At 71.6% G+C, this 14207-nt stretch carries 10 protein-coding genes; 6 read left to right on the top strand and 4 right to left on the bottom strand.

From position 1 onward, the window contains the following. Window positions 1-81: 81 nt before the first annotated feature. Together Pla163_RS12105 and Pla163_RS12100 are read left to right on the top strand one after the other, a co-directional pair. Window positions 82-804 (top strand): hypothetical protein, encoded by a 723-nt coding sequence (locus Pla163_RS12105; protein WP_145188537.1) that lies wholly within the window; start codon window positions 82-84, stop codon window positions 802-804. Between the two features lie 161 nt (window positions 805-965). Beyond that, on the top strand, window positions 966-1769 hold the full coding sequence (locus Pla163_RS12100; RefSeq protein ID WP_145188534.1) for a ComF family protein: 804 nt from the start codon (window positions 966-968) through the stop codon (window positions 1767-1769). A gap of 126 nt (window positions 1770-1895) precedes the next feature. Here the strand turns inward: Pla163_RS12100 and panD are convergent, their stop codons facing one another. Continuing rightward, window positions 1896-2267, bottom strand: a complete 372-nt coding sequence (panD, locus tag Pla163_RS12095; protein WP_145188532.1) for an aspartate 1-decarboxylase — start codon at window positions 2265-2267, stop codon at window positions 1896-1898. 519 nt (window positions 2268-2786) lie between these two features. Between panD and Pla163_RS12090 the strand changes: the two genes are divergently transcribed. Further along, window positions 2787-4181, top strand: coding sequence for an SH3 domain-containing protein (locus Pla163_RS12090; protein ID WP_145188530.1), 1395 nt, complete (start codon window positions 2787-2789; stop codon window positions 4179-4181). Window positions 4182-4328: 147 nt separating this feature from the next. Here Pla163_RS12090 and tgt read toward each other — a convergent pair whose 3' ends face one another. The 3 genes from tgt to ruvB all read right to left on the bottom strand — a co-directional run bounded on the left by tgt (window position 4329) and on the right by ruvB (window position 7994). Further along, window positions 4329-5492 carry a tRNA guanosine(34) transglycosylase Tgt gene (gene tgt / locus Pla163_RS12085; RefSeq protein WP_145188528.1) on the bottom strand — a complete coding sequence of 388 codons (1164 nt, stop codon included), beginning with the start codon at window positions 5490-5492 and terminating at the stop codon, window positions 4329-4331. A gap of 31 nt (window positions 5493-5523) precedes the next feature. Beyond that, on the bottom strand, window positions 5524-6687 hold the full coding sequence (locus Pla163_RS12080; protein ID WP_419185870.1) for a SpoIID/LytB domain-containing protein: 1164 nt from the start codon (window positions 6685-6687) through the stop codon (window positions 5524-5526). Window positions 6688-6821: 134 nt separating this feature from the next. After that, window positions 6822-7994 (bottom strand): Holliday junction branch migration DNA helicase RuvB, encoded by a 1173-nt coding sequence (gene ruvB, locus Pla163_RS12075; protein ID WP_145188524.1) that lies wholly within the window; start codon window positions 7992-7994, stop codon window positions 6822-6824. A 1153-nt stretch (window positions 7995-9147) separates the two neighbouring features. On the opposite strand from ruvB, the gene Pla163_RS12070 reads away from it, so the two are divergent. The 3 genes from Pla163_RS12070 (at window position 9148) to Pla163_RS12060 (ending at window position 14161) form a co-directional block, all read left to right on the top strand. Beyond that, complete coding sequence (locus Pla163_RS12070) at window positions 9148-12363, top strand: YncE family protein (RefSeq protein WP_145188522.1); 3216 nt, start codon at window positions 9148-9150, stop codon at window positions 12361-12363. 254 nt (window positions 12364-12617) lie between these two features. Then, a complete protein-coding gene (locus Pla163_RS12065; RefSeq protein WP_419185869.1) occupies window positions 12618-13328 on the top strand; it encodes a ubiquinone/menaquinone biosynthesis methyltransferase in 711 nt (236 codons plus the stop codon). Then, window positions 13325-14161, top strand: coding sequence for a CPBP family intramembrane glutamic endopeptidase (locus Pla163_RS12060; RefSeq protein WP_419185868.1), 837 nt, complete (start codon window positions 13325-13327; stop codon window positions 14159-14161). Before Pla163_RS12065 ends, Pla163_RS12060 begins: the two co-directional genes overlap by 4 nt. The last annotated feature ends 46 nt before the right edge of the window (window positions 14162-14207 follow it).

Here is a 14207-nt window from a genome sequence, read left to right as displayed (position 1 = left end):
GGGCGCGGGATGGTAGCACCGCGGGCCCTGGCGACGTCGCGCGCTTGCGCCCCGGTCGCAGCCTCCCGTAGCGTGGTGCGGATGCACGCTCCCGCGTCGCTCCTCGGCCACAACGCCATCGTCCCGGACGTCCTCCGTCAGCCCGACTGGGTCGTCGTCGGTCTCGTGCTGGCGATCGCCGGCACGTTCCTCCTGGCGAACGCGATCCTGTTCCGGGATCCGCGCGAGATGCTGCGCGACGCGTTCGGACTGGAGCGTCAGCGGCTGGGCTCGATCCGCACGTACATCTTCCACCGCGTCCAGGTCACGCTCGGCTTCCTCTTGATGCTGTCGGGCTTCGCGCTGCAGCTCTTCGGACGCTCGTCCCAGGAGTTCGACACGACGCGCGAGTTCCCGATCCTGTGGGTCGGACTGACGGTCGCAGCCGTCGCACTGGCGCAGCTGCTCGGGTGGTGGATCTCGCGCCGCCTCTTCCAGCGCTACGTGCGTCAGATGCTGATCGAGGGCGACGTGGAGCTCGAGTCGGACTCGAAGTTGACCCGCGAGGTCGGCGAGCTGTTCGACGTGGAGATGCTGAACGAGGACACGGTGCAGAGCTACGCCGCCCGCGTCCGTGCGCGCGTGCGCCTGCCGCGGCCCTCGGCGACCGCGGTGCTGCACCGCGACGCGCGCGACGGCCGCGAGCCCCGCGTGCCGCGCGCCGCCCGTTTCGCGGCGGGCGGAGCACGGAGACCGAATCCGCGCGAGCTCGACGACGACGAACTCGGGTCGGACGAGCTGACGATCGAGGAAGAAGCGGTCTGAGGCGCGCGGCGGCGGCGCTCGACGCTGCCGCCCACCTTTCAGGACGCAACTCGACACCGGGGCCGTTCCGCAACGGTCCATGGGGCGTGGAGTCCTTCTTCGTTCGTGTCCGAGACCCGCGGCGGCGCGTGCCGTCCCGGATCGCGTGGAGCGTGCGGCTCGTGAACGCGCACCTGGCGACGTGGTTCGCGCGACTCGTCGACGTCTGCGTGCCCGCGGTGTGCGCGCTGTGCCGCGGCGAACGCGGTCGTTGTGCGTGCGAGGACGTGCCCGCGGGCCTCGCTCGTGCGAGCGAGTCGGTTCCCGCGAGTGCGGGAGTCGGTGCGGCCGCCGCGGGTCGCTGTGGGCGCTGCGCGGCGCGCGTACCGGGAGTGATGCACGGACGCGACTGTCGTCGCTGCCGCTCGAAGCCACCGCCGTTCGCCGGAGTGACGGCGCTGGGCGACTACCGCGGATCGACGGAGCCCGAGCGTCGGCTGCGCGAGTGGATCCTGCGCTTCAAGCACGGCGGGCGACGCGATCTCGCGCGCGAACTCGGCCTGCTCCTGGCGGCGCGGCTGCGGGTCGAGGGAAGGGCTGCGCACGCTGCTGGCAGTGGGCCGCACCTCGCGGACTGTCTCGTGACCAGCGTGCCGTTGCACCCGCTGCGCAGGTTCGAGCGGGGCTACGACCAGGCGGCCCTGCTCGCGAACGCCGTGGCGACCGAACTCGAGCGACCCTACGTGCGCGCGTTGGCGCGCGGCCGAGCCACACCGCCCCAGGGATCGCCAGCCGCTCGCGCCCGCGAACGCAACGTGCGCGGAGCGTTTCGCGGCGTGCGCTGGCGGCGACCCGTGAAGGGGCGCGACGTCGTTCTCGTGGACGACGTGCTCGCGTCGGGCGGGACGGCGTCGGCCGCCACCGAGACGCTCCTGCGCGAAGGCGGGGCGCGCAGCGTGTGGATCGCCGTCCTGGGGCGCGCGTGACGGGAGCGGGAGCGGCGGACCCTCGCGAAGGCGCGCAGAACGAGCGAGCGCCCCGTCCGCGGCGGGCGGACGAGGCGCTCGTGGTCGGCGGTCGGTCGGGCTCCCGGCACCCGCCCGCGCCCAGCTTCAGAAGGAGGGCACCGTGCGCGCCGTCTCGCGCAGGTAGCGAACGAACCCGTTGTTCTCGTCGACCAGGATGCAGGTGGGGTCGGTCGGCTCCTCGGCCATGGTGTAGGTGAGGAGGATGACCTCGTCGCCCTTCTTGACCAGATGGGCGGCCGCGCCGTTCACGCAGATGACGCCGGAGTCGCGCTCACCGCGGATGGCGTAGGTGACCAGGCGCGCCCCGTTCGTGTTGTCCACGATGTGGACCTGCTCGAACTCGCGGATGTCCGCGAGCTCCATCAGCGCTTCGTCGATCGTCACGGAACCGACGTAGTCGAGGTTGGCCTCGGTGACGGTGGCCTTGTGGATCTTGGAGTGCAGGAAGTGGCGCATGGTGCTGGGCTGGCTCGGGGATCCGTCCGCGTGGACGGTCGGGAGGCTCGCGGTGCCGCTCGGTGCGGGTGGGCCGTGGGGTGGACGCAGGCCCGGATGGTCGGTGCGGAGTCGTCCGCGAGGCGCGCGCGTTCCCCGTTCTCGGCGCGTCGATGGTGCGGTCCACGGCGTCCTGCTCGGCTCGGGAACGGCGCCCGGGCGAAGAGCCCCGAGTACCGGGTCGAGGACTCGGACCGACAAGAATGTAGGACCCGCGGCGACGGATCGAAAGCCGGTCGCCGTCCTCGGAGCGGAGGGTGGGGGCCGAACCCGGGGTCTCGGCAGGCCGCAGGACCGCGCGAGTCGACGAGATCGCCGCACCCGTCCGGCGTCGAGGTCGGGACATCGCGACCAGCTCTCGGCGCCCGAAGGCCCGCTCGGCGCCGATCCTGAGCTACTCTGCTGCGAGTCGCTGCGGCCATCCCCCACGTCCCGGCGCGACCGTCGTCGACCGGCCCGGTCCGACCCACGCCCCCGATCATGTTCGACCCCCTCCGCCTCGCGCCGCTCGCCTGCGTCGCCCTCGTCGCTCTCGCCGCCGGTCCAGCTGGATCGGGTCTGCTGACGGCGAATGCCGCCCCCCAGGACGGCGGGACCCCAGCTCCGGCCGATCGCCCGGCGACCGACGGATCCTCGCAGGACGGCGAGACCGGTGGCGGCGAGCCCGTCACGTCGCCGGCGTCGGACTCGAGTTCCGGCGCGACGGACGAAGCTCCCGGCCGCCAGCCCCAACGCTTCGTGCGCGCGCGCTCGGGCGGCGTGACGGTGCGCAACCTGGCCGACGTGCACGGCGTGCCGCTGGCCGACGTGCGGTCCGACGAGCTCCTGGCCGTGTACTCGGAGACGGCGGGCTGGCTCGAGGTGGACGTGCCCGGCGGATTGCCCGTCTGGGTGTTCGGCCGCTACCTCCAGGAGGTGGAGGGCTCACCCGGCGTGCTCGAGGTCACGCGCAACAACGTCAACATGCGCCCGCGCCCGGGCAGCGACGTGAACAACTTCCCGCTGATGGTGCGACTGGTCGCCGGTGACCAGGTCGCGGTCATCGCGAAGGAGAACGAGGACGCGCCCCTCGACGAGACCTGGGTGCAGATCTGGGCGCCGCCCGGAGCCTGTGGCTTCGTCCAGGCCGAACGCACGGCGTCCTTGCCCGCGGCCGAGGACGGAGCGGCACTGTGGCAAGCGGCCGAGACGGCGCTGGCCACCGGCGTCGAGCCCAGCGGTCGCGGACGCGCCGAACGCAGCGAGTCCGCGTCCGCGTCGAACGGCACGGGATCGGCCGGCGTGACCGAGGCTTCCGCTCCGGCTCCCGGCGCCCTCGCCGCGCGCGAAGCACTCGCCGCCGCCGACGATCGCTTCGAGATCGAGCGCGAACGCGAACGTCCCGACTTCGAGTTCCTGCGCGATGCCTACGGCCGCGTGTCCGCACTCGACGCCGACGGCGCGCTGTCCGAGGTGGTCGCGAACAAGCTCGAGACCGTCGAAGCCCTCGAAGAAGTGTGGCGCACGCGCGTCCTGCTGGAGGAGCAGCGCGTCGAACGCCAACGCGAGCTCGCGCGTCGTCAGCGCGAGGAGTGGGAGCGACTGCGCGAGCGCGATCCCTTCTACGGCCACTTCGCCGTCCGCGGCCTGCTGCAGAGCTACCAGGGCACCGACGGCGTCGCCAGCTACCGCATCGTTCGCGGCGGACAGGCGCGGGCCGTCGTCCAGTGCGCCAGCGGGCGCTACGAGCTCGAACTGTTCGTCGGCCGCGAGATCGGCCTCGACGGAGGATTCCGCGTGGGGACCGACGCCGCGGCCGGCCTCGATCTGGGCGCCGCGGAGTTCGTCGCCGACTTGCCGACCATCGACGTCACGTCGATCGAGATCCTGGAGTGACGGCACGGGCTGCGGCCCGCGTCGGTCCCGATCCCAGGTCCTGATCCCGATCGCGACCCCGAGCGCGAACCCAATCGCGACCCCGAGCGGCGGCGGACCGCCGGGCGCCTGGCGTCTCGCGCTCCGTCCTACGAGCGCGCGACCCCGTCAGCGCGCGGTCTCGCCGGTGTCGTTCGGCACCTTCGTCTGGAACTGAACCAGGTACTCCTGCTCCAGATCGCTGAAGGTGCCGTCGCCGATGGCCGTGCGCATGCGCGACATCAGCCGTTGGAAGAAGTGCACGTTGTGCAGGCTGAGCAGCACGCCCGCGAGGATCTCGCCGCTCGTGCACAGATGGCGCAGGTACGCGCGGCTGTAGGTCGTGCACACCTGGCAGCTGCAGTCCGGATCGAGCGGACGACCGTCCCGCGCCCACGTGGCGTTGCGCACGTTCATGCGGCCGCGCGAGGTGTAGACCTGGTGGTTGCGCCCGTGGCGCGTCGGCGTCACGCAGTCGAACAGATCGATTCCCGAGCGGACGGCGCGGAAGAAGTCGCGCGGCGTGCCGACGCCCATCAGGTAGCGCGGCTTGTCGGGCGGCAACAGCGGCGTCGCGACGTCGACCGCCAGTTCCATGGCTTCCTCGTGCTCGCCGACGCTGACGCCACCGACGGCGTACCCGACCAGATCGTGCGCGCAGACGGCTTCGACCGAGCGCGTACGCAGGTCCTCGAACGCGCCGCCCTGCACGATCCCGAACAGAGCCTGCGGTCCGTGCACCGTTCCGCGTTCGTCGAAGCGACGCACGCAGCGATCGAGCCAGCGGTGGGTGCGATCCGTGGCCCGCTCCACCTCGCGTCGGTTCGACGGATCGGACGGACAGTGGTCGAAGGCCATGATCACGTCGGCGCCCAGGTCGCGCTGGATGTCGATCACGTTCTCCGGCTCGAGCCGCACCTCGCCGCCGTCCACGACCGAACGCAGGCTCGCGCCGCGTTCGGTGACGCGCGTCATGTGCGCCAGGCTGAACACCTGGAAGCCGCCCGAGTCCGTCAGGATCGGACCGTCCCAACCCATGAAGCGGTGCAGTCCACCCAGCTCGCGGATCGTGTCCTCGCCCGGTCGCAGGTGCAGGTGGTACGTGTTCGCGAGGACGAACGACGTGCCGGTCTCGCGCAGCTGCGGCGGCGTCAGTCCCTTGACCGTCGCCTTGGTCCCGACCGGCATGAAGGCGGGCGTCGGGACTTCGCCGTGGGGGGTGTGGAAGCGTCCGGCCCGCGCGCGCGTCGTGGAGCAGAGGGATTCGACGGCGAAGCTGAAGTCGGCGGTCATGGAGGGTGGCGCGGGATCGCGGCCACGGACCCTAGCGCTCCGCGTGCCGCGCGTCGACGGGCACCACCCGGGTCAGCCGCGCTCCCGGGTAGTAGTGCCCGAGGATCTCGTGGGCGCCGAAGCCCCGTCGCGCCAGGTCGCCCGCGCCTTCCTGGCACAGCCCGACGCCGTGACCGCGCCCGCGACCGGTGACGTCCGCGCTCCCGTCGGGGAGCTCCGTCCAGGTCGTGATCCACGTGCTCGGCAACGTGTTCCAACCGAGAGCCCGTCGCAGTTCGTTGGCCGGCACGGGGCGCACGCCGCGCATGTCCCGCAGCTCGACCTCGAGCCAACGCCCGGAGGCATCGCTCGAGGTCGCGACGGGGCGCCCCAGGTGTTCGAGTCCCAGCGTCCGCGCCGCCGCGTCGAGCGTGCTGCGTTCGAGGTGCCTGCTCCAGCCACCGCGAACGGCGCAGCCCGGACAGGTCGCCGTGCCCGTGCCGCCCGCCGTGCCGGGTCCGAAGATCGCGATCGCCGGGGCCGTGTGGCCGCCGCACGCCGCGTGGAAGCGCACGTCGGCGGCGCGCCCGCCGAAGGTCAGGACCTGTCCACTCGTGGCGCGCACCGCGTCGGTGAGCCGCGCGGGGATGCCGCGCTTCGTCGCCGCCGCGTCGGGCACGTAGGGCCCGCGGTAGGCCTGGTCCTCCACGCCGTCCCACAGGAACGCGCGCGCCGCTCGCGCGCGTCGATCGAGCGTGCCGACGGCGTAGCTGCGCGCCGCGATCGCCTGGGCCTCGAGTTGCGCGGCGGGAGCGTCCCAGAGCACGAGCTCCGCCGACACGACGCCTTCGACGTAGGCCTCGAGATCGAGCCACAGCTCGACGCGCAGCCCTTGGACCGGGTGGGGGATCGCGACCAGTTCGGCGCGGCCGTGGTCGACCCCTTCGAGTTCGAGCGAGCCGGTGCGCGCCGCCACGACGACGAAGGGCTGGACCGAACCGTCGTCCAGTGCGACGCCGTCGCCGCGACGGGCCAAGCGGTGGTGCTCTCCGTCGACCTCGACGAAGACGACGCGGGCCTGTTCGTGGGCCGTGACGCGCACGGGCACGAGTCCGCGCGTGTGCCACACGTCGGGCGGTTCGGGCTGCGCGCGCTCGGGCCGTCGTCGACCGCCGTCGTGCACCTCGAGCGTGTGCGCGTGCGGCGGCGGGAGCACGACGCAGGCCGTCGCCCACAGTGCGAGGACGACGCCCGTCAGCAGCGTCGCCGCACCCCGGGCGGGGCGTCGACGCTGCGCCCTTCGAGCCTCGGAGGCCGGCGGCGTCCGTCGCGGGTCTGGCCGCTGGACGTTCACTCGTGCGTGCCCGTTCCGAGCGAGTGCCCACCGCGCGTCGCCGCGCCCGGGTCCGTGCGCCGCGCGCCGAAGTCGTCCGCGTCGTTCGAGGCCGCACGTCGGGTGCGGCCGATCGCGACCAGGCCCGCGTTCGTGACGATGCGCCCGCGCGGTGTCTTGTGCAGGAAGCCCTTGCGCAAGAGGTGCGGTTCGAAGACCTCTTCGATCGTGTCCTCGCTCTCGCCCAGGGCCGCGGCGAGCGTCTTCAGACCGACGGCGCGACCTTCGGCGTCCGCCAGGTACGCGAGCAGGTGGCGATCGACGTCCTCGAGACCGTTCGAGTCCACGCCGAGACGTGCGAGCGCGTCGGCCGCCGTCGCGAAGTCCGGCGCACGTCGGTGGACCTCGGACAGGTCGCGGACGCGCCGCAGGAAGCGATTGGCCACGCGCGGCGTGCCGCGGCTGCGTTCGGCGATCAGGCGCGCGGCGGCGGCGTCGAGCGGGCACTCGAGCAGACGCGCCGAGCGTTCGACGATGCGCACCAGGTCGTCGACCGGGTAGGGGACGAGGCGTTCGACCAGACCGAAGCGCGCACGGAACGGCGCGGAGAGCAGTCCTTCGCGCGTCGTGGCTCCGACGAGCGCGAACGGTTCGATCGTCATGGGCAGCACGCGCGCCCGCTCGCCGTCGCCCAACGTGAAGTCGATCGAGAAGTCCTCCATCGCGCTGTACAGGTACTCCTCGACCGCGGTCGGCACGCGGTGGATCTCGTCCACGAAGAGCACGTCGCCGCGCCGCAGCTGCGCCAGGATCCCGACCAGGTCGCGCGGACGTTCGAGCGCCGGCCCCGACGTGGCGTGCAGCGTTCCGCCCGACTCGCGGGCCAGGATGCGCGCGAGCGTCGTCTTGCCCAGGCCCGGAGGCCCGGACAGGAGCACGTGATCCACCGGTTCGTCGCGCCCGCGCGCGGCGCCGATCGCGATCTTCAGGTTGTCGAGCGTCCGGCGCTGGCCGACGAACTCCTCGAAGTCGGCCGGGCGCAGGCGGCGGTCGTCCTCGCGCTCGCGGACGGCGCCGCCGAGGGCGGGATCGGTCCAGCGTTCGGTCCCCGCGGTCGCCTCGCCGCCGTCCGCGCCCGTCGGCGGTCGGTAGGCCTGCCGTCCCTCGTTCGCACCCTCGTCCACGTTCATCGAGTCAAGGTAGCCGCTGGGCGACGTTCCACGGTCCCACACCGGGGAGGCGGGAGGGGCGGGGGTCCCGGCCCCGATCCTCACCCTCCGGCGCCGAGCCCGCTCCCCGGACCGGGCGACGGCCCGTGGGGGCCCGGACTGTGCGGAAGCGCTCGAACGGACCCGGCCCGCGCAGGGGGGCGCTCGCCACCCGCAGGGGACGGGGGGAGGCACGCGGACTTCGGGCCTGGTGCCCGAGGCCCATGGATGTTGGAAGTTTCTGGGAGCAAGCCGTTTACGGGCTCTTTCGGCCGGCCGCGAGGCGCGTCCGATCCCGGCGGCACGGCGCTTGGTGAACGGTGGCACGCTCTTTCTCCACAGGCCCTCGGCGGTCCGAACGATCGGACGGCCAGGGGCCACGAGGACCCGCCGCTCGCTCGGTGGGTCGGACCCGACTCGACCGGATCGACGTGCGGGTGCGGTGATCGGCCCGCCCTGAGGCGGCTGGCGCTCGCACCGTGCCCGAGGCGCCGCTATTCTGCTGCGTCCCCGATCCAGCCTCCACCCTTCGGGGCCCCCGCGCGGCAACGTGCGACGGGCCGCGAGGAACGGGGCTCGAGGGAGGGCGCCCTCGGTGCGAGAGGCGCGGATCCGTCCGCTCCTCACGTTCCCGATCGCCGTTCCAGACCGTTTCGCCTCGCGTCCGCGCGGGGCGGTTCCCATCCAGGTTCGACCATCGACGACGCGGCGCGAGCCGCCGACCCGATTCGAAGGCCCGTCGCACGGGACCCGTTCGCAGACCCGCTCTGCGAGCCGACCTCGCGACCGGCCGCCAGACCTCCCGTTCTCCGAACGGCTGCGCCACGTCGGTGCACCGCGCGGGTCCGGGCGGGCCGAGACCCCATCCACAGACCGAACCCGTTCGACGGGAACGGTCGCCGTGCATGGGGGATCGCGGTGGACGACCACCGGCTCCCGTGCCGTTCGAGGCATCCCTGCCCCGGGGATGCGTCACTCTTCTCATCCCGCACGTGACGATCCCGCGGAGCACCGTGAGTCCCCAGCCCTTCGACCGAAGCGCGCTGGAGAACGAGGTGCCACCCCGCGCGCTCGCTCCCGTGCGAACAACGCCAGCATCCAGACCGTTCCGATGAGCCAAACGTTGGCCACTACCGTGAACACGCCCCGCCGCACGTTCCCCGCGGCGGGTCGCCGAGCACTCGCTACCTGCGCTCTGCTCGCCGGCTCGCTCGCCGCTTCCTGCGGAGGTGGATCCTCTGCCTCCGATGGCGGCAGCTCCGGCATCGGTGGAGGAACCGGACAGACGTTCGTCATCGCCGAGGTGACGAACGGGTTCGGTGCGCTGTTGCCGCACACCACGTTCCGGATCGATCCGACCACGGATCAGCCGACCACGCAGATCATGACGCTGCGTTCGGTCGACGACATCTACGAGAACGTGCGACTCGACAACCCGATCCTGCCGTCGCCGACCTGGAACCCGGCGGCGCGCCTGCCGAACGGTCTGCCGGGCAACCACTACGTGGCGGTTCGGATGAACAAGCCCATCTCCGCCGCGTCGGTCTTCGACCTGACGCCGGCCGGTGCGGCGAACAGCTTCCTGTCCGGAACGCTCCAGGTCGTCGGCGTCGACGGCGCCACCGGGATCCGGACGCCCGTCCAAGGGCGGGCCTTCGTCGTGGGCGACGACGGCACCGGACAGATGGTCGCGATGACCCCGAGTCGAACGGTCCAGACCTCCGGTCTGCACGAACTCGAGAACTGGGTCGGACTGGTGGGTGGCGTGCCCACGGCCCTCGTTCCCGATGGACAGGGCTACCCGGGAACCGGCACTCCGTTCTCGGGCGCCAACACGCTGTTGACCGACGGTGTGTTCGTGTTCGTCGCGGACGACGACGGCGACCTGAGCGACTTCGACACGTTCCCCGCCGGTCTGCAGATCCGGATCGACATCGGGACCGGCGTGCGCGCTCGGGACAACGACTTCCTGAACACGCCGGCCGTCGCATCGTCGACCGTCGGTCCCGACACGGTCCTTCCGCGCGTCGCTTCCCAGCAGGTTGGACTCGACCTCCTGCCGAACATCACGCCCGGCAACGGCCTCGAGCAGGTCGATCCGTCGACCACGGTGAGCGTCGAGTTCACCGAGCCCGTGCAGCCCGCCGAGCTCGGCTCCTACGACCTGGTCGAGAACTTCTTCGAGTTCGGTTCGGCCGTCTCGATGTCGTTCGGGCCCCAGGACTTCCTCACGTCGGTGCAGTACAAGGTCCGACCGGCCTCGGCCTACGACCTGACGCGCTACGAGATCATCCCGGCCTACCCCTTCCCGGGCACCGGACCCGCCAGCAACAGCTGTGACGAGTTTTCGCGCGTCGACCTGGTCGTCGGTGGCGAGCGGGTCAAGGACACGGCCGGCAACCCGTCGAACCGCGAGGACTCGACGTTCTTCGTGGCCGGTGAGGGGCGCGTCATCACGAACGCGCCGGTCATGCCCGACGTGATCTACGTCGGTCGCTCGAGCCCGGTCGCCGTGTCGATCATCGACATCGGTGGCTTCGGTGGTGGTACCGGTTCGCCGACCTTCGACGCGGGCAACCCGTGGAAGACGGGCAACTCGCGCTTCCCGCTCAACCCGAACGTCGCCAACGGCTCGCAGCTCGTGCCGCCGCTCGCTCCGGGTACCTGCACCTTCAACGGAGGCTCGAGCGGCGCTCTGACCGCGACGCGCAACAGTGCGCTCAGCGAAGTGCTCGCCGGCAGCCCGGTGATCGAGAGCATCGCGGACATGGCCGTGGGCTTCTCGCTGGACGTGGTGTTCAACAACTCGCCGCCGCCCTTCGGCTGCCAAGCGGGTAACCCGAACGCCTGTGCCACGCTGGGTCTCAAGAACCCGGCCGCCGTCATCCAGCCCCCGACGACGCGCCCGCCCGTCCCGGGTGAGACATCGACGGTGCCGAACGGTGCTCCGAACCCGATCTCGTGGGCCCCGCACCCGAACCCGCCGCCGATCACGTTCCCGCCGCTGTGCATCTCGCCCTTCCTCGGAGCGCGCGAGCCCACCTCGATCGAGAACACGCTCATCATCACGACTCCGTCGCCGAACGGCGTGGTGCCGAACAACCTGGCGCCGAACGGCAACCCCCTGGGCAACCCGGGCGCGCTGATCCCGCCGAGCGGCCTGTGGACGACGGACCAGTACGTGTACTTCCAAGGTCCGTCGCTGGCGAACCCGTCGATCCCCTGCAAGACCTACGGCTACCGCCAGCAGATCGGCCACTTCCTGTACGTCGCCGATCGACTGCGCGGTGAAGTGGTGGTGTTCAACTCGAACCGGATGACCGTGGTCGACCGGATCAAGGTGACCGACCCGACCAACATGGCGATGTCGCCGAACCTGGACGTGCTCGCGGTCACGAACCGCATCGCCGACCAGGTCACGTTCATCGACATCCTTCCGACGTCGACGAGCTTCAACACGGTCATCAAGACCGTCGACGTCGGCAACGAGCCGGTCTCGATCGCCTGGCAGCCGGAGAACGAGGACATCCTCGTCTGCAACCGTGCCGACAGCAGCCTGTCGATCATTCGCGCCTTCGACCTCGAGGTCCGCAAGACCGTGAGTGGTGCGATCAACCGTCCGGTCGACGTGGTCGTCGGTCCGCGCCAGGTCAACGGTCTGGGACTCTCGCGGAACACCTACTTCGCCTACATCGCCAACGAGGACGGAACGATCTCGATCTTCGAGTCCGGCCCCGACGGCGTCGGAGGCTGGGGTCCCGACAACCTGCTCGGCAACGCGACGCAGACCTTCTCGAGCCCCTCGAAGATCCTGCTCGACCGCACGTTCCTCGACGGCGCGGTCTGGATCGCTCACCGCAACCCGATCAACACCCAGAGCCAGCTGCCGAAGGGCACCAGCGAAGGCGCGTTGAGTCAGCTGCGGGTCACGAGCGCGGTGTTCGGTCAGATCCCGGTCACGGCGATCGTCAACCTGACCTCGCGTCAGCTGGACCTCGAAGTGGTGCTGTCCGTCGGTGAGGAGTCCCTGTCGGGTGTGCCCGTCGATCTCGCCTTCGACTGCATGATGAACGTGTCGAGCGCCCAGGCGAACCCGACCACGAGCTTCAGCGCTCCGGGTGTGGCCGCGCCGGTCAACGGCAAGGGCTGGTACCGGGTGCTCCCGGGACCGACCTTCATCCCGGCCAGCACGCCGACCTTCCTGTTCGCGGCCATCCCGAACTCGAGCTCGGTCGACGTCTTCCGCGTGCAGAGTGGTCTGACCCGCGTCGACGCCAACGTCGAGCAGCCGGGCCTTCAGTCCATTCCCCTCACCGGAGCCTCGGTCCTGTGTGACTACTGGCGCCAGTAGGACCGCAGGAGGACGACGCGCTTCGCCCGCTCCACCACGGAGTCGCGGCGCGGGCGCCAGCGCGGGGCCGCACCTTCGAGAGAGGGTGCGGCCCCGCGCGCATTCACGGGCGGCCTCCTCGGGGTCCCTCGGCCCGCGGGCCGGCGCGCGGCCGTTCGACGTCCCGCGCGAAGTCTTCCGCACTCCGCACTCGGGTTGGCGGGCGGGAAGTTCCAAGATGGCGCCGAGGCGCACCGTCGCCAGGAGTTCCGAAGATGCCTGCCGCCGAACCGGTGCGCGCGATGTTCGACACCATCGCGCCGCGTTACGACCTGCTCAACCGTGTCCTCTCGCTCGGGATCGATCGGCGCTGGCGTCGGCGCACGGCCCAGGTCCTCGCGGAGGCCGGATGCGAGCGCGTCCTCGACGTGGCCTGCGGAACCGGCGATCTGACCTTGGCCCTCGAGGACCGCGGCCTCGCCGCGACCGGAGTGGACTTCGCGGGCAACATGCTCGCTCGCGCGCATCACAAGGGGACCGATCGCAGCGCCGGCGCGCCGGCTCCCGCGTTCCTGCGCGGCGACGCCCTGCGCCTGCCCTTTCGCAGCGGTGCGTTCGACGCCGCGACGATCGCGTTCGGGCTGCGCAACCTCGAGGACCGCGGCGCCGGTCTGATCGAGATGGCGCGGGTCGTGCGACCTGGTGGGGTGGTCGCGGTGCTCGAAGCCTCGACGCCGCGCACGCAGCCCTGGCGAGCCGTCTACCTGACCTACTTCACGCGCGTGCTGCCGCTCGTCGGGGGAGTGATCAGCGGGAACCGCGACGCCTACCGCTACCTGCCCGACACGGTGCTGGCCTGGCCGCGGCCCGAGGCCCTGCGCGACGAGATGTCGCGAGCCGGACTCGAGGACTGCCGCTACGAGCTCTTCGCCCACGGGGCCGCCGCGTTGCACACTGGTCGCGTGCCCGGGGCAGCGGACGATTGAGCGCGGACGACGAGTGGGAGGAGGACTGGGAGGACGACGCCTCGCAGTGGAGCGAGTCGTCGGCGTCGCGTCCCGGCGGTCTCGCGCTCGGGTTCCTGGCGTCGGCGCCGCTCGCCGTCTTCTACGAGTGGAGCGTGACGACCGGCGGTGGCGCACTGCGCAACACGGCCGAACGCATCGTCTCGCTGCCGCTGGACCTGGTCGGGATCCCGGCCGATCCCGTGCGACAGATCGCGCTCCTGATCGGGACCTTGGTGGCACTCGCCTTCGTGCGTCGGGCCGCCATCGAGGACGGTGAGCCGCTGCCGCCGCGCGTCCTGCGCGTGCCCCTCGAAGGACTCGTGGCCGCCCTGGCTCTCGGGCCGGCGCTGGTGCTCGGACAGGACCTCTTGGGAGCGGACTCGGTCCCTTTCGGTCTCGAGCGCCTGGCGAGCGAGCCGAAGCCGTCGCTCGCCACGGGCGCGTTGGTGGCGGGTGGCGCGTTCTACGAAGAGCTCGTCTTCCGCGTCGGTGCTCTGGGACTGGCGTTCCTCGCGTGGCGCGGGATCGCCAGCTTCTTCGGTGCGACGCGGCACCTCGCGCGGCTGTTCGGCGAGGTGGGGGGGATCGCGACCTCGGCCCTCGTCTTCGCCACGTTCCACCTCGACGCCGTGTCCCACTGGGTCGGCGTGTCCGGTGAGTCGTTCGACGCGGCCGCGTTCACCTGGCGATTCGTGGGGGGCTGTCTGCTCGGGGCGATCTACCGCTGGCGCGGACTCGGCGTGGCCGCCTGGAGCCACGGCCTGTTCAACCTGACGTTGCTCCTGGGTGCCGGACCAGGCGTGCTGCACTGATCGCGGGGGGCTCGCTTGGACGGGTCCCTCCGGCGTCCTATCGTCA

This window comes from Rohdeia mirabilis (genome assembly GCA_007750655.1).
Lineage (GTDB): Bacteria > Planctomycetota > UBA1135 > UBA1135.
The sequence above is the reverse complement of the archived record's forward strand: the minus strand, read 5'-3'. Positions and strand labels throughout refer to the sequence as shown.